The organism is Pseudomonas reactans (assembly GCF_013385825.1).
Classification (GTDB): domain Bacteria; phylum Pseudomonadota; class Gammaproteobacteria; order Pseudomonadales; family Pseudomonadaceae; genus Aquipseudomonas; species Aquipseudomonas reactans.
The window spans coordinates 438,497-463,424 of the sequence record NZ_JACAPG010000012.1; the positions used below are offsets into that span (position 1 = coordinate 438,497).

Annotated in this window: 23 protein-coding genes; 20 read left to right on the forward strand and 3 right to left on the reverse strand. The window is 55.8% G+C overall.

The genetic code is table 11. From position 1 onward, the window contains the following. The first annotated feature begins 11 nt into the window (after positions 1-11). The 16 genes from HX868_RS16050 to HX868_RS16125 all read left to right on the forward strand — a co-directional run bounded on the left by HX868_RS16050 (position 12) and on the right by HX868_RS16125 (position 18,838). Positions 12-812 carry an NAD-dependent epimerase/dehydratase family protein gene (locus tag HX868_RS16050; protein WP_177003520.1) on the forward strand — a complete coding sequence of 267 codons (801 nt, stop codon included), beginning with the start codon at positions 12-14 and terminating at the stop codon, positions 810-812. Beyond that, positions 809-1,324 carry an acyltransferase gene (locus tag HX868_RS16055; protein ID WP_177003521.1) on the forward strand — a complete coding sequence of 172 codons (516 nt, stop codon included), beginning with the start codon at positions 809-811 and terminating at the stop codon, positions 1,322-1,324. Before HX868_RS16050 ends, HX868_RS16055 begins: the two co-directional genes overlap by 4 nt. A 40-nt stretch (positions 1,325-1,364) precedes the next feature. Further along, entirely contained in the window at positions 1,365-2,663 is a 1,299-nt protein-coding gene (locus HX868_RS16060) for a glycosyltransferase (protein ID WP_177003522.1), read from the forward strand. Next, the gene (locus HX868_RS16065) at positions 2,656-4,116 is read left to right on the forward strand and encodes a lipopolysaccharide biosynthesis protein (protein WP_177003523.1); all 1,461 of its coding nucleotides are present in this window, start codon (positions 2,656-2,658) and stop codon (positions 4,114-4,116) included. The genes HX868_RS16060 and HX868_RS16065 overlap by 8 nt, the downstream gene beginning before the upstream one ends. Positions 4,117-4,200: 84 nt before the next feature. Beyond that, complete coding sequence (gene asnB, locus HX868_RS16070; protein WP_343048243.1) at positions 4,201-6,042, forward strand: asparagine synthase (glutamine-hydrolyzing); 1,842 nt, start codon at positions 4,201-4,203, stop codon at positions 6,040-6,042. Positions 6,043-6,062: 20 nt separating this feature from the next. Further along, on the forward strand, positions 6,063-7,187 hold the full coding sequence (locus HX868_RS16075; protein ID WP_177003525.1) for a glycosyltransferase: 1,125 nt from the start codon (positions 6,063-6,065) through the stop codon (positions 7,185-7,187). Between the two features lie 24 nt (positions 7,188-7,211). Next, on the forward strand, positions 7,212-8,291 hold the full coding sequence (wecB, locus tag HX868_RS16080; RefSeq protein WP_177003526.1) for a non-hydrolyzing UDP-N-acetylglucosamine 2-epimerase: 1,080 nt from the start codon (positions 7,212-7,214) through the stop codon (positions 8,289-8,291). Positions 8,292-8,295: 4 nt separating this feature from the next. Beyond that, the gene (locus HX868_RS16085) at positions 8,296-9,504 is read left to right on the forward strand and encodes a glycosyltransferase (RefSeq protein WP_177003527.1); all 1,209 of its coding nucleotides are present in this window, start codon (positions 8,296-8,298) and stop codon (positions 9,502-9,504) included. Positions 9,505-9,628: 124 nt separating this feature from the next. Next, positions 9,629-10,840, forward strand: coding sequence for a glycosyltransferase family 4 protein (locus HX868_RS16090; RefSeq protein WP_177003528.1), 1,212 nt, complete (start codon positions 9,629-9,631; stop codon positions 10,838-10,840). 362 nt (positions 10,841-11,202) lie between these two features. Further along, positions 11,203-12,063: a dTDP-4-dehydrorhamnose reductase family protein gene (locus HX868_RS16095; protein WP_177003529.1), complete on the forward strand. Its 861-nt coding sequence runs from the start codon at positions 11,203-11,205 to the stop codon at positions 12,061-12,063. A gap of 18 nt (positions 12,064-12,081) precedes the next feature. Next, positions 12,082-13,092, forward strand: a complete 1,011-nt coding sequence (locus HX868_RS16100; protein WP_177003530.1) for a polysaccharide biosynthesis protein — start codon at positions 12,082-12,084, stop codon at positions 13,090-13,092. Continuing rightward, positions 13,085-14,212 carry a non-hydrolyzing UDP-N-acetylglucosamine 2-epimerase gene (gene wecB / locus HX868_RS16105; RefSeq protein ID WP_177003531.1) on the forward strand — a complete coding sequence of 376 codons (1,128 nt, stop codon included), beginning with the start codon at positions 13,085-13,087 and terminating at the stop codon, positions 14,210-14,212. Before HX868_RS16100 ends, wecB (HX868_RS16105) begins: the two co-directional genes overlap by 8 nt. An 8-nt stretch (positions 14,213-14,220) precedes the next feature. Next, on the forward strand, positions 14,221-15,177 hold the full coding sequence (locus tag HX868_RS16110; protein WP_177003532.1) for a UDP-glucose 4-epimerase family protein: 957 nt from the start codon (positions 14,221-14,223) through the stop codon (positions 15,175-15,177). 56 nt (positions 15,178-15,233) lie between these two features. Continuing rightward, on the forward strand, positions 15,234-17,240 hold the full coding sequence (locus tag HX868_RS16115) for a polysaccharide biosynthesis protein (protein ID WP_177003533.1): 2,007 nt from the start codon (positions 15,234-15,236) through the stop codon (positions 17,238-17,240). A gap of 80 nt (positions 17,241-17,320) precedes the next feature. Then, positions 17,321-18,343, forward strand: a complete 1,023-nt coding sequence (locus HX868_RS16120) for an MraY family glycosyltransferase (protein WP_177003534.1) — start codon at positions 17,321-17,323, stop codon at positions 18,341-18,343. Between the two features lie 162 nt (positions 18,344-18,505). After that, entirely contained in the window at positions 18,506-18,838 is a 333-nt protein-coding gene (locus HX868_RS16125; protein ID WP_177003535.1) for a ComEA family DNA-binding protein, read from the forward strand. 18 nt (positions 18,839-18,856) lie between these two features. Here the strand turns inward: HX868_RS16125 and HX868_RS16130 are convergent, their stop codons facing one another. Continuing rightward, on the reverse strand, positions 18,857-19,435 hold the full coding sequence (locus tag HX868_RS16130; RefSeq protein ID WP_177003536.1) for a TetR/AcrR family transcriptional regulator: 579 nt from the start codon (positions 19,433-19,435) through the stop codon (positions 18,857-18,859). 120 nt (positions 19,436-19,555) lie between these two features. On the opposite strand from HX868_RS16130, the gene HX868_RS16135 reads away from it, so the two are divergent. Both HX868_RS16135 and HX868_RS16140 read left to right on the forward strand, forming a co-directional pair. Next, positions 19,556-20,200: a GntR family transcriptional regulator gene (locus HX868_RS16135; RefSeq protein ID WP_095015247.1), complete on the forward strand. Its 645-nt coding sequence runs from the start codon at positions 19,556-19,558 to the stop codon at positions 20,198-20,200. Positions 20,201-20,215: 15 nt separating this feature from the next. After that, positions 20,216-21,064 carry an urea carboxylase-associated family protein gene (locus HX868_RS16140; protein ID WP_177003537.1) on the forward strand — a complete coding sequence of 283 codons (849 nt, stop codon included), beginning with the start codon at positions 20,216-20,218 and terminating at the stop codon, positions 21,062-21,064. An 8-nt stretch (positions 21,065-21,072) separates the two neighbouring features. On the opposite strand, the gene HX868_RS16145 is transcribed toward HX868_RS16140, so the two are convergent. Both HX868_RS16145 and eat read right to left on the reverse strand, forming a co-directional pair. Then, positions 21,073-21,240 carry a DUF2897 family protein gene (locus tag HX868_RS16145; protein WP_003172675.1) on the reverse strand — a complete coding sequence of 56 codons (168 nt, stop codon included), beginning with the start codon at positions 21,238-21,240 and terminating at the stop codon, positions 21,073-21,075. 112 nt (positions 21,241-21,352) lie between these two features. Beyond that, positions 21,353-22,717, reverse strand: coding sequence for an ethanolamine permease (eat, locus tag HX868_RS16150; RefSeq protein ID WP_177003538.1), 1,365 nt, complete (start codon positions 22,715-22,717; stop codon positions 21,353-21,355). 413 nt (positions 22,718-23,130) lie between these two features. On the opposite strand from eat, the gene kdpF reads away from it, so the two are divergent. Both kdpF and kdpA read left to right on the forward strand, forming a co-directional pair. Beyond that, the gene (kdpF, locus tag HX868_RS16155) at positions 23,131-23,220 is read left to right on the forward strand and encodes a K(+)-transporting ATPase subunit F (RefSeq protein WP_003218754.1); all 90 of its coding nucleotides are present in this window, start codon (positions 23,131-23,133) and stop codon (positions 23,218-23,220) included. Positions 23,221-23,229: 9 nt separating this feature from the next. Next, positions 23,230-24,924: a potassium-transporting ATPase subunit KdpA gene (gene kdpA / locus HX868_RS16160; protein ID WP_177003539.1), complete on the forward strand. Its 1,695-nt coding sequence runs from the start codon at positions 23,230-23,232 to the stop codon at positions 24,922-24,924. Positions 24,925-24,928: the final 4 nt, after the last annotated feature.

Consider the following 24,928-nt stretch of genomic DNA (forward strand, 5'->3'; position numbering starts at 1 on the left):
AGGTGTTAAATATGAATGTTGGAATCGTGGGCGCAAACGGCTTTGTCGGCAGTCACCTGGTTTCCAGGCTAACTGCGGCGGGGCATGAGGTTCGAGCTTACGGTCGCGGCGATATCGATCTTGTTAAACCTGAGTCATTCGATTGTCTTGAAGATCACGATGCGGTGATCAACTGCGCGGCTTATGTGGGGGCGGATCGGGAGAGGCTGTTCGCCGTCAACGTGCAGGGGGTCATCCACCTTTGTGCGATGTTGCAGGCGCGCACAACACCCCCTTTTTTGCTTAATGTATCCAGCGGTGCTGTGTACGGTTACTCCGATGGCCCGGCGGCGCCCGAAAGTCCGGCAGCTCCTGTGGGTGATTATGCTTTAAGCAAGTACCTCGGCGACGAGGTCGTCCGCCTGCATTATCGAGGGCCTTCTGCAGTTGCTCGTTTGTATTACCCCTACGGTGAAGGTCAGGCCGAGGAGCGCCTGATGCCAAGGTTGATCCAGCGCATACTGAACCGTGAGCCGATTGATATTTCTATCCATGCCTCGTGCCCACTCATCAATCCGCAGCACATTGATGACCTGTGCGATCAGCTCTCTGCAATTGTGCTGGGACGAGCCGAGGGAATGCATGTGTTGGGTGGAAGCGAGATCGTAAGTATTCAAGACATTACGCGGATGGCGGGGCGAATTCTAAATATTGAGCCCGTTTTCAATCAGGTAGACGGTGCTAAATCCAGTATGTATTGCAAAGGGCGAGGGTCGGTTTCCCTGGAGTCCGGTCTGGGTCGTTTAATCGACAGTATTCGAGGTGGGCAATGAAAGCATATCGATCAGAAGGGCCAGGTATTCCTGACCTGAGCAAGTTTGCGCGTGTAGGCACGAATGTCATTATTGAAGATGGCGTGCGAGTCTTTCACCCGGAAAATATCGAGCTTGGAGATAATGTTTACATCGGCCACGACACGATTTTGAAAGGTTATTACAAGGACAAGATCGTTCTGGGAAACAATGTATGGATCGGCCAAGGCTGTTTTCTGCATGGTGCGGGTGGCATTGAAATCGGTGACTGCGTGGGTATAGGCCCAGGGGTGAAAATCCATGCGGCTTACCACGAAGATAGCGGGCGTGAAGTGCCGATCATGTTTCAGAGCTTGAGTTTTGCCAAGGTTGTCATTGAAGACGATGTAAACATTGGTATTGGCGCAATCATCATGAACGGCGTAACCGTCAGCAAGGGCAGTAAAGTGGGAGCAGGTGCCGTCTTGACTAAGACCTTTCCTGAATACTCTGTCGTTGCGGGTGTTCCGGCTAAGTTGATTCGCAGCAGATGATTACGATGCTCTCCTGCTCAAGTCTTATCCCGGAGGTGGTATGAGGGTTTTGATCGGCCCGGTCGAGATCGCGGGTGTTGCCAAAGGATTGGCCAAGGGCTTTGCCGAAAATGGTATCTCGGCTGACTTGGTGTTGGAGAGCAGGCACATCTTTTCCTACGGTGGGGCGCGTGACTCGTGGCTGATTCGTGCCTGGCAGGCAATCGGTGTGCGTCGTGCCACGACGCAATCACGTCAATTGTTGCGCAAGATCTTTTATGTACTGCTGCACAAATCGTGGAGCTGGCTGGTTTTTCTATGGTCGGTTTTTTGCTATGACGCTTATATTTTCCTATACGGTCGTACGTTAACCGACTCTCATCTCGAGCTGTTTCTGCTCAAGGCTTTCAGGAAGAAAGTTGTATTCATCAACGTGGGCAGTGACTTCCGTCCCCCTTATCTGGACGGGTCGGTTTACCCGTGCGTGCCAGAGTCGCCTGATTTTCATAAATTAGGACAGGTGGTGAAAACACTGAAAAAGCGTATCGCGCTGCATGAGCGCTACGCTGACTTTATTGTCAGCTCGCCGAGTAGCTCCCATTTCCATGAGCAACCTTTTATAAACTGGTTCTCTATGGGGGTGCCTGCCGCCTTTGATGCTCTTGTTAGTGCCGACGCAAAGCCCGCAGCGGGGAAAGTGACTATTTTGCACAGCCCCTCAAGTCCCATAGCCAAAGGCAGTCAAAGGATATGTGAGGTTATCGATGGGTTGATCGCCCGAGGCCTCCCTATCGAGTTCATCAAGCTTCATGGTGTTAGCAATCAGGAAGTCCTCAAGCAATTGGCCCGTTGTGATTTCATCGTGGATCAACTGTACTCGGACATCCCGCTCGCCGTTTTTGGCTCAGAAGCGGCTCGCTTTGGCAAACCTTGCGTCATCGCAGGCTACATGGCCGAGAATGTCTCGCGCTATATCCAGGCCGAGGATGTCCCACCCAGTTTTTACGTGTTACCAGAGAATCTGGAATTCGCGATAGAGAAGCTGGTTTGCGATCCCGAGTACAGGATGGAGTTAGGCCGACGGGCGCAGCGTTTCGTTCAGGAGCGCTGGTCGTGTGCGGTCGTTGCCAGACGTTATCTGGATCTTCTTGAGGGCGCTCCGCGCGCCGAATGGTGGTTTGATCCCTCAAATATCGATTATGTCGGTGGATGTTGCGCCCCCGATTTTCACGTACGTTTCCTGGTGAACGGTGTAGTCGAACAGTTGGGTGTCAGCGCTTTGGGGATGGGGGATAAACCGGTGTTGGAGCGTGCTCTGCTTGATTTGGTCAAAGCCGAGGACCAGGCCCCCAATGCTTAAGGCGATTTTGCGTGACAGCCTGATCTATGGCCTGGCTTCTGTCTTGTCCAGAGGCCTGGCGATTTTTCTGCTACCGCTCTACACACGGGTACTCTCGACCGGTGATTACGGGGCTTTTGACTTGCTCATCACGTTGGGTGCGCTGGTGAATCTGACCGTTGCGCTGGAAGTGTCGCAGGGGTTGGCCCGTTACTGGGGAGATGTTGAAGAGCCCTCCGAAAGGCGCACGCTGGCCAGTACGACCTTTTGGTTCACGTTGGGCATGTACAGTGTGTTTCTATTGGCGGGCCTGTTAGCTTCGTCACGCCTGAACCTGTTAGTGCTCGGTGACGCAGCATACCTCGACACCTTTCGCCTTGGCCTGGGCTTCATCACCATCAATGGCATCTATTATTTGCTGCTCAATCAGTTTCGCTGGGAGCTGCGCAGTAAGGCCTATGCCATGGTCAGCTTTGGTTATGCACTGATGACATTGGGCTTTGCCGTGGTGCTCTGCCTGTGGCTTGGTAAGGGTTTGGAAGGGGTGATGCTTGGCCAGCTACTGGCCGCGTCGTGTTCAACACTGGTCTGTCTTTGGCTTCTGCGCCACACATTCGGCTTTTCCTTCGATGTAGAAAGGCTCGTGGCGATGTTGAAGTTCTCCATGCCTTTGGTTCCGGCTGGCTTGGCGGTCTTTGTCAGCCTCTATATCAACCGCGTCGCGTTGATGCACTTCGGCTCGCTGGAGGACGTAGGTTTGTTCGGCATTGGCAGCCGTGTTGCGGGTCTTTCTGCCTTGCTGCTGCTCGGTATCCAGGCCGCGCTGACGCCTTTGGTCTACCAACACTACCGGGAGCCGGAGACGCCAGGACAGATTGCCCGGTTGTTCAGTTGGTTTGTCGCCGTCGCGCTGGCCGGCTGTCTGTTCCTGACCCTGTTTGCCCGCGAGCTGCTGATGGTGTTTGCGACTGCAGATTACCTCGCAGGCGCCTCTCTGGTTGCCTTCCTCGCACCTGCATTGCTGCTCTCTCAGATGTATATTTTTGCGCCGGGCATCGCCATCCAGAAAAAAACCATCTGGCAGCTGTGGGTCACGCTGCTGTCAGCGGCGGTCAGTGCAGCGGCCAACTGGCTGCTGGTGCCGCTGTGGGGTGTCTACGGGGCGGCAACGGCGACACTTCTGGCAGCGCTGGTGTTCTTCTTCGCCTGGCTGTTGGTCAGTCAGCGTCTCTATCGGATTCCCTACAACTGGCGTGCGTGCATGGCCGGGGTAGTGGCCTTCATTATTTGTGCAGGGGTGAGCGCGCAACTGGATCGATTGGATCTCTATGTGCCGCTGACGCTCATGTTGAAATCGTTGCTGTTGATTGCACTGTCGATTGTCGTGGTGGCGAGTGGTCTGCTGCCACTGGTGGATATTCGTACGCTGTTGCTGCAGGTTCGCCAGCGTATCGGTCGGCGATCTAATGTGTGATTCGTCAGGCTTAACCTTGTTTTTGGAGATTGGATAGCCATGTGCGGTATTGCAGGGGGATGGTGGCCGACCCGGTCATCCTTGGTGGATGACAGCCTGGCCAGGGCGCTCGACGCCATGCGCCTAAGAGGCCCGGATGACCGGGGATACGAGCTGTTCGATGTAGCAAGCGCCGTCGTCGGCCTGGGGCACACGCGCCTGTCGATCATTGATCTGTCCTCGGCAGGGCATCAACCGATGCATTCTGCCGAGGGAGCGCTTTCGATCGTTTTCAACGGTGAGATCTATAACTACCGTGAGCTGCGCGAGGAACTGCGGGCGCTCGGGCACCACTTTGTTTCCGACTCGGATACCGAAGTGCTGCTGGTCGCGTGGCAGCAGTGGGGCCGAGCGTGCTTGCCACGCCTGACGGGCATGTTCGCTTTCGCGGTGTTTGATCGGGTAGCGGCAACCCTGACCTGCGTGCGTGACGCTTTCGGCATCAAACCGTTCTTTTATAGCCAGGAACAAGGTGCGTTCCTGTTCGCCTCGGAAGTGGCGGCAATCAAGGCGTTGAAGCGGGAAAAGGCGACTCTGGACTGGCAGCGTGCCTACGATTATCTGGTTCACGGCGATTATGAAAGCGGGCCCGGCACCTTTTTTGAGGGTGTGTTGAACCTGTTGCCAGGGCATTTGCTGACGGTTGACCTCAAGACTGGTGCGGTCAGTGACCCGCTGCGCTGGTGGGCACCCTCTATCAAAGAGCGCAGCGACTTGAGTTTCGCGCAGGCCACAGAACTTGTCCGAGATAACTTTCTTCAGAGCATTCGCCTGCACCTGCGCAGTGACGTAGCGATAGGTGCGGCGCTCTCCGGCGGTATCGACTCATCTGCAGTTGTTTGTGCCATGCGCCACGTCGAGCCGGACTTGCCGATCAATACCTTCAGCTACATTGCGCGGGGCAGTGATGTAAGCGAAGAGGTATGGGTCGATCGAGTCAATGAACATGTGAGGGCGGTCCCCCACAAAATGGTGGTCAGCGCCGATGAACTCGCGCGCGACCTCGACTCCATGATCCTGGCGCAGGGCGAACCTTTCGGCAGCACGAGTATTTACGCCCAGTATCGGGTGTTTCAACTGGCGAAAGAGCAGGGCGTCACGGTTACCCTGGATGGTCAAGGGGCTGATGAGATGATGGCCGGCTACAGCGGTTATCCAGGGCAACGCCTGCGAAGTCTGATCGAGAAGGGAAAGCTGGGGGAGGCCTGGAGTTTCCTTGATGAATGGTCGAAGTGGCCGGGTCGCAGTCGGATGGGGGGAGCCAAGCGATGCGTCGCAGAAATGACGCAGGGCACGTTGAATCAGGCTCTGCGCTCACTGAATGGCATGAGCGCATTACCCGCCTGGATCAAAAGTGAGCCGCTGGCCGAGCGTGGCATTGTTCAGCGTTTTCCGCTGCAGCGTTCTGATGTGTCCGAGTCTGGTCGCCGCGTGGTCGCCGAGCTGGCCCTTTCATTGACGCGGCGTGGGTTGCCCGCGTTGCTGCGCCATGGAGACCGCAACTCTATGCGTTTTTCGGTTGAAAGCCGGGTGCCTTTCCTGACGCTGGACATGGTGAATTTGTTGCTGTCACTGCCCGAGTCCTACCTGATCTCGCCCAAGGGCGAGACGAAGTCAGTGTTCCGTGCCGCCATGCGCGGTATCGTGCCCGATGATGTCCTGGATCGTCGCGATAAGATCGGCTTCGCCACGCCGGAACAGGTTTGGCTGACATCGATGGTGGATACGATTCGCGGTTGGCTGCGAGTCGATCTGCAGTTGCCGTTCTTTGACCAAACTGAGGCGTTGCGTGAGTTTGAGTTGATCATGGCCGGCAAAAAGCCTTTTACCTGGCAGGTCTGGCGATGGATTAATTTCTGTCGCTGGCACAGTCATTTTATTGCGTGACATTGGATCAAGGTTTTACTTTGAAAAGCATACTGATCATTTCTTTTTCCGTTATTCATAGCGACCCTCGGGTGATGCGTCAGGTTCGCTTGCTCGAATCCGATTACCAGGTGACCGTTGCAGGTTATGGTCAAAAGCCTGATGCGAATATACGTTTCGTGAAGCTCGAGAAATCACCTGCGAGCCTGCCGAAGAAGCTGTTCTGGGCGGCCAAGTTGCTGCTCGGTGCGTTTGAAAACTACTATTGGAATCAGCAACAGGTCCGCAGCGCCCAGGCACTTCTGAGCACCGGCAGTTTTGACCTTGTCATTGCCAATGATCTCTCCAGTGCTCCACTGGCGTTGAAGCTGGCGGGTACTACGCCGGTGCTGGTGGATGCGCACGAGTACTCCCCTCGGGAGTTCGACGATAAATGGGCATGGCGGCTGCTGTTCGGTCGTTACAACCACACGCTGTGCCAACGCTACCTGCCACTGGCCGCGGGCATGGTTACCGTGTGCCAGGGCATTGCCGACGAGTATGGGCGCGTTTATGGCGTTCAACCGGTGGTTGTGCACAATGCGCCACTTGATCAGAAACTGACGCCGTCACCTGTCAATGAACACCAGGTTCGCCTGATCCACCATGGCGCCGCCATTCGCTCTCGTCACTTGGGCGTCATGATCGAGATGATGCAACATCTCGATGAGCGCTTCAGCCTGGACTTCATGTTGATGGAGTCGGATGCGGCCTACATGAAGGAACTGCGCCAGGCTGCCAGCGCAGACGCGCGGATCAGGTTTATCGAGCCTGTCCCGATGCCGCAGATATGCCAGGCGCTCAACCAATACGATATGGGTGTCTACTTGCTCCCACCGGTCAACTTCAACCATGAGCACGCGTTGCCCAATAAATTCTTTGAGTTTGTGCAGGCCCGTCTCGCGGTCGCCATCGGCCCTTCGACTGAAATGGCAACGCTGCTGAACAAGTATCGCTGTGGCGTGGTGGCTGACTCGTTTACCGCCAAGGCGCTGGCCGCCTCCATGAATGCGCTCAGCCGTGACCAGATCGCTGAGTTCAAGGACGCGTCTCATCGTGCGGCGAGTGAACTCAATTACGAGCATGATGGAAAGGTTTTGCTCTCGGAAATCACACGGCTGCTTTGAACACCGTCACTTATGAGTAAATGTATGAAAATTGTTACCGTCGTCGGTGCTCGCCCTCAGTTCATCAAGGCCGCTACTGTCTCCCGTGCAATGGCAGAGCAAGGCGACTGCGTTGAAGTCATGATCCATACCGGACAACATTTCGACGCGAATATGTCGGATGTTTTTTTTCAAGAGCTGGAGATCCCTAAACCCGCCTACAGCCTGGGGGTGGGAGGCGGGAGCCACGGCCAGAACACGGGGCGCATGATTGAGGCCATTGAGGCTGTACTGATCAAGGAATGCCCCGATGCGGTGCTGGTTTACGGGGACACGGACTCCACCCTGGCGGGCGCGTTGGCGGCTGCAAAGTTGCACGTACCCATTGTTCATGTCGAGGCCGGACTTCGTTCCTTCAATCGGGCCATGCCTGAAGAAATCAATCGCAAGTTGACTGATCACCTCAGTGATTTGCTGTTGACCCCTAATCAGCAGGGTATCCAGAACCTGGCGCACGAAGGTATTACCGGTTCTCACGTCATCAATGTGGGGGACGTGATGTTTGATGCTGCCTTGTACTTTGGGGCAAGAGCCGACGAGACCAGCAAGATTCTTCAAACATTGTCACTGAAGCCCAAAGCATATTGGTTGGCGACCGTGCATCGGCAGGAAAATACCGACGATCCGCTACGACTGCAGCGCATCTTCGATGGCTTGTCCCGTTCGCCTCTGAAAGTCGTTCTGCCCTTGCATCCGCGGACCCGCAATCGCCTGGCTGATCAAGGGATCGTCATGCCCGCGAATATTCTGATAGTGGAGCCGCTCGGGTATATCGACATGGTGATGCTGGAGAAGCACGCCGCACTGATCGTCACTGATTCCGGCGGCGTGCAGAAAGAGGCGTATTTTCATCGGGTTCCCTGTCTCACACTGAGAGATGAGACCGAGTGGCTGGAATTGATCGATATGGGCTGGAACCGCCTTGCGTCGCCACTGAGCGAAGATTTTTTCAGTGCATTTGAACAAGAGTATGTGCCAGGCACGGCAGAGGGTGAACCTTATGGTGACGGTCAGGCCGCTGGCCGGGTTGTTCAGTCGCTTCGCTTGATTTCAGGCCAGAGGTAGTTCGGTGCGAGTATTGTTCCTCCACCCGGCTGCAGCGTTCGGTGGCGCATCCAAGAGTTTGATAGAGCTGTTCGGGTGTCTGCGTGCCTACGGTGTGCAGGGGACGGTGCTAGCCCCCTCCGGTACGGTCTGTCAGGCCTTTGCTCAGGCAGGGATGGATGTCAGGAGGGTCAGGGGGTTGAGTCAATTCGACAATACCCGCTATGGCTATTATCGACGCTTGCGCTGGATCATTCTTCTGCGCGAATTCTTCCTGCTGCCCTTTTCCCTGATTGCGATTTGGCGCTTGCGGCATGAGCGCTTCGACGTGTTGCATCTGAACGAAGTGACGTTGTTGCCCTTGGGCATACTGGCGAAGTTGTTATTGCGGATACCGATGGTGGTGCATGTACGATCCCTGCAACGTCCTCCCGGTCGGGGCCTGCGCACAAGGCTTTTGAGTGCGGTGTTGCAGCGTTTTGCAGAGGCGGTCGTGCCTATCGACCACACGGTAGCCTCTACACTTTCAAACGATTTGCCTTTGCGCGTTGTGCACAATGGCCTGAGCATTGATAGCCCGCCGAATGAAATGTCGCCGCGCGACAGGGATGGGCCTGTACGAGTCGGGTTCGTAGGTGGCCTCATTCCTCTGAAGGGGGTTTATGAGCTTGTGGAAGCCATGCGCATCCTCAAGGACCGTCGGGTTCGGATCGAATGCTGGATTGCGGGCGAAAATGCCCGTGATCTCTCCGGGCTAAAGGCTTGGGTGCTGCGCAAGCTTGGATTTGCGCACGACGTACGTAAGGATCTCGAATGTTTCATCGTAAAACATGATCTGCAAAGCAATGTGCACCTGCTGGGCTTTGTAGACGATGTCAGGCTGTTGTATCCGCAACTCGATATTCTATGCTTCCCTTCCCATCTTGATGCGGCGGGCCGGCCGGTGTTCGAGGCGGCGTTCTACTCAATTCCAAGTGTGGTTGCCGTGGCGAATCCCGTACCGGACGCGATACTTCATGAAGTGACGGGATTAGCCATACCTCGTTCGGATCCGGAATTGCTTGCAGATGCCTTACATCGTCTAGCACAGGACAGCGAGTTTCGTTTGGCCCTTGGTCGCCGTGCCCGCCGGTGGGCTGAGGATAATTTCGCCATCGAAGTGAATGCGCGGCTTATGTACCGGATTTATCAGGACGTCTGTGGTCGGCCCCCCCAGGACAATCACCAGGGATAATCATGGGACTGTTCAAAAGGCCGCTGAATTTGCTTAAGTGCGCACGTGTCTGGCCTATCCTGGCCAGCAACCTTGCCATACAGAGCACGTCACTTGAATCAATGATTGAGTACTCCGATTCCCTATGAAGATTCTCGTTGTCTCGCAATACTTTTGGCCCGAAAGTTTCATCATCAACGACATCGTGCGTACCCTTGATGAGCAGGGCCATGAGGTTGTAGTGGCTACCGGCAAGCCCAATTACCCGGATGGCAAGATATTTGATGGCTATAGCGCTAAGGGCACCCAGCACGACTGTTATCTCGGAAAGATAGATGTGCTGCGCGTTCCGCTCTGGCCAAGAGGGGAAGGCGGTGCGAAAAACCTGACGCTCAACTACTTGTCGTTCGTCGTTGCCGGCCTGCTATTTTTACCGTGGATGCTGCGTAAACGAGAGTTCGACGCGATCCTGGTCTTCGCCCCTTCGCCGATCCTGCAGGCTATTCCCGCGATTCCATTGAAATGGCTGAAGAAGGCCAAGCTGGCTCTGTGGGTGCAGGATCTCTGGCCGGATAGTCTGTCTGCTACCGGGTTCATTCATAACCGGCATTTGTTGAGGTGGGTGGGGAAGACAGTCAAGGCAATCTATCGCCATTGCGATACGCTGCTGGTGCAGTCGCACGCATTCGTAGAACCGGTTGCCCAGTACGCGGCATGCGAAAAAATTCAGTATTACCCTAACTCAATGGACGCGCGGAAAGCGCCATCGCATTTTGTCGTTCCCCCTGAGCTGGACGCAGTGCTCAAGCAGTATTTTTGTGTAGTGTTTACTGGAAATCTGGGCACTGCCCAAGCTCTCGATACGTTGGTCGAAGCAGCCCAGCAACTGCGTGATGACGCGCAAATTCGCATTGTGCTGGTCGGTAGCGGGAGCCGGCTGGACTGGCTCAAATCGCAAAAGTTGGCCCTGGAGTTGGACAATCTGGTGCTGCCAGGGCGTTTCCCGATGGAGGCGATGAACGCAATTTTCGAACGATCATCGGCATTGTTGGTTTCGCTGACGGATGAAGAGGTGTTCACGCGGACAATTCCGAGCAAGATTCAGGCTTATCTCGCGGCGGGGCGGCCAATCATTGCTTCCATGAACGGAGAGGGGGCGCGCGTGATCGATGAAGCCCGTGCAGGCCTGACTTCGCCCGCTGAGCAAGTTTCCTCCTTGGTGGCTAACATTCGACGTCTGAAGGCTATGGGGACTCAGGAGCGTGATGCAATGGGCGAAGCAGGTCGGGCTTACTTCCATGCCAATTTTGAAATGGAAAGCCAAGTCATCCGTCTGGTGGGGCTGCTGCAGCGTTAGAGGTGCGTGATGCTGCGTGTGATGATAGTCCCCGTTTACTAGAGCCCCTGGGCGGGTATTAGTTGTTCAGGGCCATTATTTTTAAATGACAGTTCTGAACAATTGGAAAATCGGGGGTAATGCGATTTTGTGAAGTAAAATCAAGTCGGTTCATGTAGGTGTCGAGTTTTAAGTGTTGGCTGAAGAGCGTGTATTGCGGTATGTGTTGGCTGCATGGGTAAGCGATTTTTCCATGCAAAATAGTATGTTTAAATGTGAAGTTATTTGCTGATCAATTCTCTATGTTGACGTGCTTATCCTGTTACTTATTTATAGGTTTTGCTCGTTTTTCCACATCCGAAAATTTAGAAGGTTTATGAATCATGGCACGTGTTCTTGTTCTTGGCGTCACCGGTATGCTGGGCAGTGCTGTCTTCAAGACATTCAGTTCCAGCTCGGAGCATGATGTGTGGGGAACGTTGCGAAGCGCTGCCGGACTGCAATATTTCCCCGCCGCAAACTACGGGCGCCTCCTTGCGGGTGTTGATGTACTGGATCAGGATTCGCTGGTTGCCGTGCTTGCCAAGGTTCGTCCAGACGTCGTGATCAATTGCGTAGGTCTGATCAAGCAATTGGCCGATGCCAACGATCCACTCACCGCATTGCCAGTCAACGCCATGTTGCCGCATCGGTTGGCGCGATTGTGCGCCCTCAGCGACGCACGCCTGATTCAGATCAGTACCGATTGCGTCTTCTCGGGTCAAACAGGTGGATACCTGGAAAGCCACGTATCAGATGCCAGTGATCTGTATGGAAAGTCCAAGTACATCGGCGAACTTCATGACGTGCCCAATGCCGTGACACTGCGAACATCAATCATCGGACACGAATTGAATTCCAGTCATTCTCTAGTGGACTGGTTCCTGTCACAACAGGGCAGCACACGCGGTTTCTCCAAAGCCATTTTCTCGGGCCTTCCCACTGTTGAATTGGCTCGGGTCATGAAAGACTTCGTCATTCCGCACCCAGAGCTCAATGGTCTGTATCATGTGTCCGCAGATCCAATTGCCAAGCTTGATCTGTTGAAACTGATTGCCAACCAGTACGGCAAATCCATCGAGATTCGCCCTGACGCGGCACTGGTCATTGATCGCTCCCTCAACAGCGAGCGCTTCACCCAGGCTACTGGATACAAAGCTCCAACTTGGCCCCAGCTCATTGAGCTGATGCACGCCACTCGCTAACGAATTCGGAAGGTTTACATGTTCGACGACAAGGTATTGATGATCACCGGTGGCACCGGTTCCTTCGGCCATACGGTCCTCAAGCGTTTTCTCAATACCGCTGTGCGCGAGATTCGCATCTTCAGTCGTGATGAGAAGAAGCAGGAAGACATGCGTATTGCCCTGGCCAACGACAAAGTCAAGTTCTACATCGGCGATGTGCGTGATCGCGATAGCCTGGATCAGGCGATGGTGGGTGTGGACTATATCTTTCACGCCGCGGCCCTGAAGCAGGTTCCATCCTGCGAGTTCTATCCGATGGAAGCGGTGCGCACCAACGTCCTTGGCACCGAGAACGTGCTGAATGCCGCCATCGCCAGTCGAGTGCAGCGGGTTGTGGTGTTGAGCACTGACAAGGCGGTCTACCCGATCAACGCCATGGGCATTTCCAAGGCAATGTCCGAAAAGTTGATGGTTGCTAAGTCGCGCATGATCCCAGCCAATGGTCCGATTATTTGCGCGACACGATATGGCAATGTCATGGCTTCGCGCGGCTCGGTCATTCCTCTGTTTGTTGACCAACTACGCGCAGGGGGCGCGTTGACGGTGACCGATCCGGAAATGACCCGCTTCCTGATGTCGCTGGAAGATTCGGTTGATCTGGTTTTGCATGCTTTCGAGCACGGCCAGCAAGGTGATCTGTTTGTCCAGAAGGCTCCGGCCTCGACAGTTGGCGACTTGGCCGAAGCACTTAAGCAACTGTTCGCCAAGAAAAACGATGTCAAGGTGATCGGCACACGGCATGGCGAAAAGCTTTACGAGTCACTGGTTTCCCGCGAGGAAATGGCCAAGGCCGAGGACATGGGGCGTTACTACCGGATTCCGGCTGATAACCGCGACTTGAACTACAACAAGTATTTTGTCGAAGGCGAGGAGCGTATTTCCGAATTCGACGACTACACCTCGCACAATACCGATCGTCTGGACATCGCTGGTATCAAGCAACTGTTACTCAAGCTTGATTACATCAAGGAGCAACTCGATGCTTAAGGTTATGACGCTCGTGGGTACGCGCCCCGAACTGATCAAAATGAGTCGGGTCATCGCTGAGCTTGATCGCCAAGTCAATCACGTCCTGGTGCATTCCGGGCAGAACTACGATTACGAACTCAATCAGGTGTTCTTCGACGATCTGGAAATCCGCAAACCGGACCATTTCCTCGGTGCTGCAGGTGATACCGCCGCCAAAACCATCGCCGAAGTCATCGCCAAGTCGGATGAAATTTTCGAGCTGGAACAGCCTGATGCGTTGCTGTTGTATGGGGACACGAATACCTGCCTTGCGGTGATCGCCGCCAAGCGCCGCAAGATTCCCGTATTCCATATGGAAGCCGGCAACCGCTGCTTCGATCAACGCGTGCCAGAGGAACTCAATCGCAAGGTCCTCGACCACCTCAGCGACATCAATATGGTGTTGACTGAGCACGCTCGCGGTTATCTGATCGCCGAGGGCATTCGCCCGGAAACGATCATTAAGACGGGCTCGCACATGCAGGAAGTCCTTGACTATTACATGCCCAAGATCGAGCAGTCTGATGTGCTTGCTCGAAGTGGCCTGGAGCAGGACAAGTTCTTCATCGTCAGTGCTCACCGGGAAGAGAACGTCGATACGCCAGACAACCTGCGTGATCTGCTGGATACCCTTCGCGCTCTCGCGGACCATTATGGTTTCCCAGTGATCGTTTCCACTCACCCACGTACGCGCAAGCGTCTTGAAGCGTTGGGCGAATCCCTTGATCATCCACTGATCCGTTTCGTTAAACCGTTCGGTCTATTGGACTACATCAAGCTGCAGATGTCGGCGTTCTGCGTGCTGTCCGACAGCGGTACCATTACCGAAGAAGCGTCGTTGTTGAGTCTCCCTGCCGTCACATTGCGCAACGCCCATGAACGCCCTGAGGGGATGGACGAAGGTACATTGATCATGAGCGGGCTCAAGCGTGAATCGGTGATGGATGCGGTTCGAGTGGTTACCAGCCAGCACGCCCGTGAGTATCGCAAGGTACCCGTGGTCCAGGATTATCAAGGCGGGCCGGTTTCGTTGCAGGTGGTACGTGTTGTTCTGAGCTACACCGACTACATCAATCGTACGGTGTGGAAGAAGGCTTGAGCGTCCTTATGACACGCGTTCTTTTGACAGGCGCCAGCGGATTTGTCGGCTCCGCTGTCCAGGCACAGCTGCTGAGTGATCCGCAATACGTGGTGCGTTCGGTTTACCGCCAGCTACCGCAGCAGTCGTCAGCCCATCTGCAGACCTTTCAGGTGCCCGGGATTGAGCCGAGCACCGACTGGCTCAGGCCACTCGAAGGCGTTGAGGTCGTCATCCACTGCGCCGCTCGCGTACACGTCATGGACGAGCGCGAAGCCGATCCGCTGGAGGCTTTTCGTCGTGTGAATGTACGGGGTACTTTGCGCCTGGCGGAACAGGCGGCACAGGCTGGCGTGCGCCGCTTCATTTACCTGAGCTCGATCAAGGTCAACGGTGAGGGCACGCTGCCAGGCCACGCTTATACGGCAGACAACTCGCCGGCCCCGCTGGATCCATACGGCATTTCCAAGCAGGAGGCCGAGCAGGCCTTGCTGCTGCTCGCAGCAAAAACCCAAATGGATGTTGTGATTATTCGACCAGTGCTGGTATACGGCCCAGGTGTGAAAGCCAATTTTCGTAGCATGATGGCTTGGCTCAATCGAGGCGTGCCTCTGCCCTTGGGTGCGATTACCAACAAGCGAAGTCTCGTAGCGTTGGACAACCTGGTCGACTTGGTTATGACGTGCGTGCATCATCCTGCAGCTGCTAACCAAGTGTTCCTGGTGAGCGACGATGAAGACCTGTCGACGACGGAATTACTGCAAAGGATGGCGCGGGCGCTGGGGCGTCCAGCGCGTCTGTTGCCACTGCCAGCGGGAGTGTTGAGTGCGGTCGCTCAGTTGTTTGGCAAAAAAGCGATATCCCAACGTCTGTGTGGATCGCTTCAGGTTGACATCAGTAAAACCAAAGCACTTCTTGGTTGGACCCCTACGATCAGTGTGAATGGGGCACTCGAAAAGACAGCAAAAGACTTTCTGGAGCATTGAACGTGAATGGGAAGGGAGGTAGGCAATCTGACAGTCGAGCGAAAGGATCTCGAACAATGCGTGAGCGTTTATTAAGTTTGCCGCGCAGTTACAAGCGTGTCATGCAGTTGATGGTCGATGTGGTTTTGGTGTGGGTGGCGCTGTGGCTCGCGTTTGTCGTGAGATTGGGCATTGAGCAACCCATCAACCCGTTCGGTGACTACGCTTGGTTATTCATCGCCGCGCCGATCATTTCCGTTCCAATTTTTATCCGGTTTGGCCTGTACCGCGCGGTGATGCGTTACTTTGGTAACGAAGCGTTGGTCAGCATCTTCAAGGCTGTGGCGTTGTCATCGCTGGTATTAACGGTCTATGTGTATTTATACCGGCCGGATGTATTGGTCCCACGGTCATTGATTATCAACTACTGGTGGCTCAGCTTGTTGATGATCGGCGGATTACGGCTGTTCATGCGCCAGTATTTCCTCGGCGACTGGCTACTCGCCGGTCAGCATGTACCTTTTTTACGTCAGGACGATGACGCCACCAAGGTCGCTGTCTATGGTGGTGGCGCGGCAGGCAACCAGTTAGTCGCAGCACTGCGGTCGGACAAGTCAATGCGGCCAGTTGCGATTATTGACGACGACCAAAGTATTGCGCGTCGGGTAATTGCTGGCCTCAAGGTTTACCCTTTTTCTGATATCGAACAGATGATTGAGGAAACAGGTGCTACCGAAATCCTATTGGCCATCCCATCGGCTTCGCGCGCCCGGCGCCGTGAAGTGCTTGCTGCGCTTGAACGCTATCCGGTACATGTGCGCACGATTCCGGGGTTCATGGATCTGGCCAATGGTCGGGTCAGTGTCAGCGACCTTCAGGAAGTCGACATTGTCGATCTGCTCGGCCGCGATCCGGTTGCTGCGCAGCAGGCTTTATTCGAACGCTGCATACGCGATCACGTTGTGCTTGTGACGGGCGCTGGTGGCTCCATCGGGTCAGAATTATGCAGGCAGATTCTCACCAGTAAGCCAACGGCGTTGATTCTTTTCGAGCACAGCGAGTTCAATCTTTACAGCATCCAGATCGAACTGGAAAAGTTGATTCAGGACAAAGGATTAAACCTGGAATTGGTACCGATCCTAGGCTCGATTCGCAACAGCGAACGTCTTCTGGACGTAATGCGTACTTGGAAGGTCAATACGGTTTATCACGCAGCCGCCTATAAGCACGTCCCCATCGTTGAGCATAACGTCGGTGAGGGGGTGTTGAATAATGTCTTGGGCACGCTGCTCACCGCTCAGGCTGCGGTGCAAGCAGGGGTGGAACACTTTGTATTGATTTCCACAGACAAGGCAGTGCGACCGACTAACGTCATGGGGTGCACTAAACGACTGGCAGAGATGACTTTACAGGCGCTGAGTCGCGAGCCCCAGCCGCTGCTGTTTGGTGAGCACTTCGTAAAGCCTTGCATCAACAAGACGCGTTTTACCATGGTCCGTTTTGGCAATGTGCTGGGCTCATCGGGCTCAGTCATTCCGCTGTTTCGAGAGCAAATCAGGAGTGGGGGGCCGATAACGGTCACTCATCCAAACATGACCCGCTATTTCATGACCATTCCAGAAGCTGCGCAGTTGGTCATTCAGGCGGGCTCGCTGGGGCAGGGCGGTGATGTATTTGTTCTCGACATGGGGCAACCGGTAAAAATCGCGGACCTGGCGGAGAAGATGGTGCATCTTTCCGGCTTGTCATTGCGCAGCCCCGAGAAGCCCAGCGGAGACATCGCGATCGAGTTCACAGGGCTGCGTCGTGGTGAAAAACTGTATGAGGAATTGTTGATTGGGGACAACGTGACGCCGACCGAGCACTCGATGATTATGCGGGCCGACGAGGAGCATTTACCTTGGGAGCAGTTAAAATCCGCACTTTCGGCGCTCCTCGATGCTGTCCATTCGGATAACTATATCCGGGTCCGCGAATTGCTCGGCAGCACCGTGAGTGGTTATGTTCCCGAGTGCCAGATAGTTGATCTGATTCACATGCGCCGTCTAGAAATGCTGGCGGTCCTTGATTCAAGCAGAGACTAAATTGCCACTTCCCGAATCGTGCAACAGGCCAAGCGGTCATCAGCACCAATAGCAAATTTTGGTTTGGAGTTTTTTGGATAATGAGCTTTTGGTGGCTGATTCCGGCATTGGCCGGACTTTCTTTTTTTCTAACGGCAGCCCTGCGTCGCTATGCATTGTCGCGAAAGATGCTCGATGTTCCCAATGGGCGTAGCTCCCATTCCATTCCTACGCCGAGGGGAGGTGGCGTTGCAATTGTGCTGAGCTATCTGGTGGCCTTGATTGGAGTGTTTGCGGGTGGCCTTATAGCTGCGCCTTTGTTTTATGCGCTCATAGGCGCCGGCGTATTGACCGCGGTCGTCGGATTTCTGGATGACCATGGGCATATAGCTGCACGCTGGCGATTGTTAGCCCACTTCGCAGCTGCGGGGTGGGCGGTGGTATGGCTCGGAGGCTTGCCAAGTATAAGTGTGTTCGGCTTGAGTGTTAACGTCCGCTGGGTTGGCTATGTTTTCGCGATCATCTATCTGGTTTGGATGCTCAACCTTTATAACTTCATGGACGGCATCGATGGGATCGCCGGCGTTGAAGCTATAACAGTTTGCTTGAGCGGTTTTCTCTTGTATTGGGTCAACGGTACCCCGGTTGAAGGTTGGTCGTTAGTTACGCTGGCCTGTTGCGCTGCAGGGTTTCTGTTCTGGAACTTTCCGCCAGCCAAGATTTTTATGGGCGATGCGGGGAGTGGGTTTCTTGGCATTGTGTTGGGCGTATTGTCGCTTCAGGCTGCGTGGGTTTCGCCAACGATGTTTTGGGCATGGCTGATACTGCTTGGCGTATTTATTGTAGATGCTACGTTTACGTTGCTACGCCGTCTGATACGAGGTGACAAAGTTTACGAAGCGCACCGCAGCCATGCCTATCAGTTTGCGTCGCGCCAATTTGGCAAGCATTTACCTATCACGCTGGCTGTAGGAATAATCAACGTCTTCTGGCTGCTACCCGCTGCACTGTGTCTGATGTTTTACGATTTGGACGGTGCCACGGTATTAGCAGTGGCTTATGCGCCCTTGATAATGTTGGCCATTAAGTTTCGTGCGGGTGAATTGGAGCACAGTGCTGCCTGAGTAGTACTGCTGCAGTGTTACTGGGTGTAAGCGCGAAAAGTCACACTGCCGTTATATTTAATATTCTGCAATGAACGCATTTTTGACAGTTCCCTGATATCACCTAAGTTTGGGAGGCAGCTTCGGAAAAGCTGCTTTCTCTCATCATCATGGAACGTCACAATGCAAACTACCTACCTTTCTTCCCTGATCTTCGCCTTCCTCACCAGCCTCTCCGTCACCACCACCGCAGCCCCTTCCATCAAGCCCGAAGCGCCAACGCCTATTGCCACTCAGATGTCCAAGGCCGAACAATCCGCCAAGGTCAACCTGAATGCCGCCGATGCCGAAACCCTGCGCCGTGATCTCTTCGGCATCGGTGCCGCCAAGGCCAAGGCGATCGTTGCCTACCGCGAAAGCAATGGGCCGTTCACGGCGGTAGATGAGTTGTTGGAAGTGAAGGGGGTAGGCAAGGCATTGCTGGAGAAGAACCGCGAGAGGCTGACGATCAATTAAATCAGCCGGGAAAGCCGGTCACTGACCGGCTTTTTCATCCTCTGAAACCTGGGTTTTCAAGCTCTCCCGCACCACGTCCATGATCGTTCTGGCCAATGCCGGATCTGCGACACTCCTGGCCAGCACCAACGCTCCCACCAGCGTCGACATCATTACCAGACTTTGCGCATCCGCCCGTCCATTCGTTAAAGCCGTTTCAATCTGCTTTAGCCGTGCGTCGAGTACTGCGTCCGTCGTTGCACTGTGCTGGCCCCTCAGGCCCAGTTCGGATGACATGGTTGGCAGCGGACAGCCTTGGTCCGGGGACGTCAGGTGCCACTCCGACAGGTAGCTATCAATAAACGCCTCCAGCGGCCGCTCCTGGCTGAACAGCATCTCGCAATGGGTATCCAGTTCTGCCGCAGCCGCCTGCAGCGCCTTCTCCACCAACTCATCCTTGGATTTGAAGTGGGCATAAAACCCGCCATGCGTCAGGTTCAGCGCCTTCATCAACGGCTGTAAGCCAGTCGCGCCGATACCGTCGCGTCGAAAGCGTACGGAAGCCTCTTTGATGATGCGCTGGTGGGTCTGGGCTTTATGATCGGATGAATAACGCATAGGACCGCCTCGGTTACAGGCTGGCAGTTTAACCAACTTGAGTCTTTTTACACGCATGCACATTGGCATGAAACGTGATTACCTCTACGTCGTAGATTGTTCAACAATCATGAGGTGCCCATGACGCTCAGTTTGTCTTTAGCCGACCAGATTGCCCTGGAGCTTCGCGCCGACATCATCGGCGGGCGGTTGTTGCCGGGGATGCCGTTGGTCGAGGTAGAACTGGTGAAGGCTTACAACGCATCACGCAATACTATTCGCGAAGCGTTGCATCGCCTGGGCCAGGAAGGGCTGACGCGTTATGTGCGCAACAAAGGGGTAATGGTCCGTCGTCTGCAACGAGAGGAGGTGCGCGATTTGTTTGTCGTCCGTCGTACCTTGGAACTGCAGGCCATCGCCCAAAGCGGTCCCCTCACAGAAACCCAATCCGAACACATGCAAAACGCAATCGACGCCACCACTTTGGCCCGTGAGCGCGAAGACTGGCGCGCGGTCGCCACCCACAGCCTGGTGTTTCACCAGCAGATCGTCGGGTTGATACGCAGCCCCTTGTTCGATGAGTTTTTTGCCCAGGTCATCGCTCAGCTGCGTCTGGTGTTTTGCGCTGCGCCTGATGAGCAGCGTTTTCAATCGCCATGGTTGGAGCGCGACCGGGAGATTTTCACATTATTGGCCCAGCAGGATAAACCGTCGGCAGGGGAGGCGATGAGCTTGTACCTGGATGATTCGGAACGCCTGTCACTGGCCTTGTTTAACCAGCCCTGATCGAGGATCTGCACCATGTACAAAGACTACCCGGCCGCTTATCAGGTCAGTAAAGGTTCCGCGTTGCAGGTCGACACCGCGTTTTACGAACGCATTCGTGACCGAAAAGATCAACGCAGTTTGATTGAGCAGTTTGAGGTGCCTATTCGTACGGGCAGGGCATGGAAGGTGCCGGCCGGCCACGTGTTCCGCGTGACTACACCGGTCGGCCCGCAGGTGGGTGACTTCAATGTGTGGAACGCCAACGACCCTCGCGAACGTCTGTGGGCAGCGCGTACACGCCAATTGCAGGGTGCGCATGTCAGCACTCATGACCGGTTATGGTCGAACCTGCCATTCCTACGGCCTTTGGTGACGATCACCGACGATAGCCTGGCGAGCTACGGCATCGACGAACACGGCGGGCGCTTGCATGACTTACTCGGCACGCGTTGCGATCCCTATGTGAACCGCATGCTGACCGGCGAAGACTTCCATCACCATTGCCATTCGAATCTGACCCGCGCGGTTTTACCCCACGGTCTGACAGAATTCGACGTGCATGACGTGTTGAATATTTTTCAGTGCACCGGCCTCAATCACGACGATATGTATTTCATGAAGGCCTGTCCGGCGCAGAAGGGCGACTACCTGGAGTTCTTTGCCGAGATTGATTTGTTGTGCGCGTTGTCGACGTGCCCCGGCGGAGATCTGTCGCTGCCGATGTGGGGGCCGCAGGCGCAGGATCCGCTGACGGTGTGCCGTCCGCTGGGGGTTGAGATCTACAAACTGGAGGATGAGTTGCTGAACGGCTGGCGCCAGCCGGAACGTGCTGCCTACAAGGGGCAGCACGGGTTGCATATTGCCAAGGCGGCTTGGGAATAACCCAGGGTTCAGCGATCCTGCGCGTCCTTGGCATCCGCCTGGGCGTTGCGTTCGGCAACACGCTTGCGTTGTTCGTCGGTGAGTTCGACTTTGTTGGCGCTGTCACGCAGCATCATCAGCCCACCGACGATCGACCCGATCGCAACTACCATAATCAACCACGCATACCACGGCATAAGGCTCTCCTTGAGGCAGATTGCCGTGGGAGAACTTTCCCACGGGAATAACTGCTTTGAGTGACGGGCTTTCTTACTAGTTCAGTGTAGGCCCGTTCTGCCTCTCAGTAGATCAGAGCCCGGTCAACATCGCATCTGCCGGTGCATCGGCCCGGTCTTGCGCAGTCATCTGGAAGTAGGCAAACCCCACCGCCATGAAGCCCAGGAAGATCAGCCCGATCAGCGCGTTGAACCAGGCCATGGCTACCAGGCACACCACCGCCAGTACCAGCGCAATGCCCGGCACGATAGGGTAACCCGGTGCGCGGAAGGTACGCTCCAGCAGCGGTTCGCTCTTACGCAGTTTGAACAGGCTGAGCATGCTCATGATGTACATCACGATGGCGCCGAACACCGCCATGGTGATCATCGCTGCGGTCAGTGTCATGCCGCCCAGGTTGATCAGGCCGTCGCTGTAGATCGCCGCGATGCCGACCACGCCCCCGGCGATAATTGCCCGGTGTGGTGTCTGAAAACGCGACAGTTTGGCGAGGAAAGACGGCAGGTAGCCGGCGCGTGCCAGGGCGAAGAACTGCCGCGAGTAGCCGAGAATGATGCCGTGGAAACTGGCTACCAGGCCAAACAGGCCGATCCACACCAGCATGTGCAGCCAGCCAGAGCTGTCACCCACCACGGTTTTCATAGCTTGTGGCAGGGGATCGTTGATGTTGGACAGGGTGCGCCAGTCGCCCACGCCGCCGGCAAAGAACATCACGCCCATGGCCAGGATCACCAGGGTCAGGATGCCGCTGATGTAGGCTTTTGGAATGGTGCGCTTCGGATCTTTCGCTTCTTCAGCCGCCATGGCCGCGCCTTCAATGGCGAGGAAGAACCAGATCGCGAAAGGGATCGCAGCAAACATGCCAGCAATCGCGGGTGCGCCAAAGGTGTCCGAGCCGGCCCAGCCGTTCAGGGCGAAGTTGCTGAAGCTGAACGCAGGTGCGACGACGCCCATGAACACCAGCAGTTCGGCGACGGCGAGCACGCACACCACCAATTCAAAGGTGGCGGCGAGTTTCACGCCGAGGATGTTCAGGCCCATGAACACGACATAGGCCCCAACGGCTGCGTGTTTTGGGTCCAGCGCGGGAAACTGCACATTCAGATAGGCGCCGATGGCCAATGCGATCGCAGGCGGTGCGAAGACGAATTCGATCAAGGTCGCAAGCCCGGCGATCAGGCCACCTTTCTCACCGAAGGCGCGACGGCTGTAGGCAAACGGGCCTCCTGCGTGAGGAATAGCCGTGGTCAGCTCGGTGAAACTGAAGATGAAACAGGTGTACATCGCGGCGACCATCAACGAGGTCACCAAGAAGCCCAGCGTCCCGGCCACACCCCAGCCATAACTCCAGCCGAAGTATTCGCCGGAAATCACCAGCCCGACGGCGATGCCCCATAAATGCAGGGTGCCCAAAGTGGGTTTGAGTTGTGTGTTCATTGTGTTGCTCTCCCTGAACCGGTTGGAATGATTCAAGGTGTTGCAGCGGACATGCCAGGATGGGAATGATTGTCGTAAAGCTGCGCAACTGTCGCCACGGGAACGGTTTGGCGTTTGAAATTTGCCCGCTTTGCACCAGATAGGTGCTGTGTTGACTGAGCTGGCGCCTTCGCGGGCAAGCCCGCTCCCACACTCGACCGAGTTGTCATGGCGAGCGGTGATCAAAGTGTGGGAGCCGGGCTTGCCCGCGATGAGGCCCTCCCATTCAACAAAAACCCCCCTGTAAACCCCGCATAAACCCACTCTTTACGCCGTCTTTACGCCCTGCCTGCTCCCTCGCTCTCGTTCCTTTACGCCACTCCTGCCGACAATTGCCCCACACGCGGCACTCGCCGCTAAACGGAGAGACTTCCATGAGCGTTCTGGACGGGGTGTCACTGCTATTGGCCGTGGCGCTGTTCATTTATCTGCTGGTTGCGCTGTTACGCGCGGATCGGAACTAGGAGCGGGCCATGCACAGTTATGACTATTGGCTGATCATTGCCTTCTTTGCGGTGGTGCTGGTGCCGGCCCCGTTCCTGGGGCGGTTCTATTACAAGGTGATGGAAGGGCAGCGCACCTGGCTCACGCCGGTATTCGGCCCGGTAGAACGCGCCTGTTATCGCCTGTCGGGCGTGGACGAGCATCAAGAACAAAGCTGGCAGAAGTACATGCTGGCCTTGCTTGCGTTCAACCTCGCAGGCTTTTTGCTGTTGTTCGCGATCCTGCTGTTTCAGGACTACCTCCCACTGAACCCGCAGAAATTGCCGGGTCAGGAATGGACCCTGGCCTTCAATACGGCGGTCAGTTTCATGACCAACACCAACTGGCAGTCCTACAGCGGTGAGGCATCCCTGAGCTACCTCAGCCAGATGGCGGGCCTGACCGTGCAGAACTTCGTCAGTGCCGCCACCGGTCTGGCAGTCCTCGTCGCGTTGTGCCGTGGGATCGGTCGCAAATCCACCAAGACCTTGGGCAACTTCTGGGTCGATATGACCCGCGCCACCCTCTATGGCCTGCTGCCGCTGTGCCTGGTGCTGGCGTTGTTCCTGGTGTGGCAGGGCGTACCGCAAACCTTCGCTCACTACGTTGATGCTGTGACGATGCAAGGTGTGGATCAAGTGATCCCCCTGGGCCCGGCGGCCAGCCAGATTGCGATCAAGCAATTGGGCACCAACGGCGGTGGCTTCTTCGGCGTCAACTCGGCGCATCCGTTTGAAGACCCGACTGCCTGGGCCAATCTGTTCGAGCTGGCGGCAATCATCCTGATCCCGGTGGCGCTGGTGTTCACCTTCGGCCACTACGTGAAGGACCTGCGCCAAAGCCGCGCGATCCTTGGCTGCATGCTGGCTCTGTTCCTGATTGGCGGCGCGACCTCGCTGTGGGCCGAATACCAGCCCAACCCGACCCTGAACAATCCCGCCGTGGAGCAAACCGCGCCGCTGGAAGGCAAGGAAGCACGCTTTGGCACCACCGGTACGGTGCTGTGGTCGGTGACCACGACGGCGGCGTCCAACGGTTCGGTCAACGGCATGCAGGACAGCCTCAGCCCCCTTAGCGGAATGGTTGCGCTGGTCAACATGATGGTCGGCGAAGTGATCTTTGGGGGCGTCGGCGCAGGTATGTACGGCATGTTGCTCAACGTGCTGATCGCGGTGTTCCTCGCCGGCCTGATGATTGGTCGCACGCCGGAATACCTGGGCAAGAAACTGCAGGCCAAGGAAGTGCAATTGCTGGTGGTGACCTTGCTGGTCATGCCGGTGGGCGTGCTGGTGCTCGGCGCCATTGCCGCGAGCCTGCCAGGTCCGGCCGGCGCCATCAGTAACCCTGGCCCTCATGGTTTCAGCCAGTTGCTTTATGCCTACACCTCGGCCAGTGCCAACAACGGCTCGGCGTTCGGCGGCTTCAGTGCCAACACGCCGTTTCACAACTTGATGTTGGGCCTGGGCATGTTGATCGGCCGCTTCGGCTACATCCTCCCGGTACTGGCCCTGGCCGGCAACCTGGCGATGAAGAAGACCGCACCGATTGGCCAGAACAGCTTCCCAACCCATGGCCCGCTGTTCGTGACCCTGTTGACCGTGACCATCTTGCTGGTGGGCGGCCTGACCTTCCTGCCGACGCTGGCACTGGGCCCAATTGCTGAACACTTGAGCATGGGCTTCTAAGGGG

What these genes read in the sequence shown, in the direction of transcription:
- HX868_RS16050 (WP_177003520.1), top strand. Translation starts at nt 12, where the DNA reads ATGAATGTTGGAATCGTGGGCGCAAACGGCTTTGTCGGCAGTCACCTG.
- HX868_RS16055 (WP_177003521.1), top strand. Translation starts at nt 809, where the DNA reads ATGAAAGCATATCGATCAGAAGGGCCAGGTATTCCTGACCTGAGCAAG.
- HX868_RS16060 (WP_177003522.1), top strand. Translation starts at nt 1,365, where the DNA reads ATGAGGGTTTTGATCGGCCCGGTCGAGATCGCGGGTGTTGCCAAAGGA.
- HX868_RS16065 (WP_177003523.1), top strand. Translation starts at nt 2,656, where the DNA reads ATGCTTAAGGCGATTTTGCGTGACAGCCTGATCTATGGCCTGGCTTCT.
- wecB (WP_177003526.1), top strand. Translation starts at nt 7,212, where the DNA reads ATGAAAATTGTTACCGTCGTCGGTGCTCGCCCTCAGTTCATCAAGGCC.
- HX868_RS16090 (WP_177003528.1), top strand. Translation starts at nt 9,629, where the DNA reads ATGAAGATTCTCGTTGTCTCGCAATACTTTTGGCCCGAAAGTTTCATC.
- HX868_RS16095 (WP_177003529.1), top strand. Translation starts at nt 11,203, where the DNA reads ATGGCACGTGTTCTTGTTCTTGGCGTCACCGGTATGCTGGGCAGTGCT.
- HX868_RS16100 (WP_177003530.1), top strand. Translation starts at nt 12,082, where the DNA reads ATGTTCGACGACAAGGTATTGATGATCACCGGTGGCACCGGTTCCTTC.
- wecB (WP_177003531.1), top strand. Translation starts at nt 13,085, where the DNA reads ATGCTTAAGGTTATGACGCTCGTGGGTACGCGCCCCGAACTGATCAAA.
- HX868_RS16110 (WP_177003532.1), top strand. Translation starts at nt 14,221, where the DNA reads ATGACACGCGTTCTTTTGACAGGCGCCAGCGGATTTGTCGGCTCCGCT.
- HX868_RS16115 (WP_177003533.1), top strand. Translation starts at nt 15,234, where the DNA reads ATGCGTGAGCGTTTATTAAGTTTGCCGCGCAGTTACAAGCGTGTCATG.
- HX868_RS16120 (WP_177003534.1), top strand. Translation starts at nt 17,321, where the DNA reads ATGAGCTTTTGGTGGCTGATTCCGGCATTGGCCGGACTTTCTTTTTTT.
- HX868_RS16125 (WP_177003535.1), top strand. Translation starts at nt 18,506, where the DNA reads ATGCAAACTACCTACCTTTCTTCCCTGATCTTCGCCTTCCTCACCAGC.
- HX868_RS16130 (WP_177003536.1), bottom strand. Translation starts at nt 19,435, where the DNA reads ATGCGTTATTCATCCGATCATAAAGCCCAGACCCACCAGCGCATCATC.
- HX868_RS16135 (WP_095015247.1), top strand. Translation starts at nt 19,556, where the DNA reads ATGACGCTCAGTTTGTCTTTAGCCGACCAGATTGCCCTGGAGCTTCGC.
- HX868_RS16140 (WP_177003537.1), top strand. Translation starts at nt 20,216, where the DNA reads ATGTACAAAGACTACCCGGCCGCTTATCAGGTCAGTAAAGGTTCCGCG.
- HX868_RS16145 (WP_003172675.1), bottom strand. Translation starts at nt 21,240, where the DNA reads ATGCCGTGGTATGCGTGGTTGATTATGGTAGTTGCGATCGGGTCGATC.
- eat (WP_177003538.1), bottom strand. Translation starts at nt 22,717, where the DNA reads ATGAACACACAACTCAAACCCACTTTGGGCACCCTGCATTTATGGGGC.
- kdpF (WP_003218754.1), top strand. Translation starts at nt 23,131, where the DNA reads ATGAGCGTTCTGGACGGGGTGTCACTGCTATTGGCCGTGGCGCTGTTC.
- kdpA (WP_177003539.1), top strand. Translation starts at nt 23,230, where the DNA reads ATGCACAGTTATGACTATTGGCTGATCATTGCCTTCTTTGCGGTGGTG.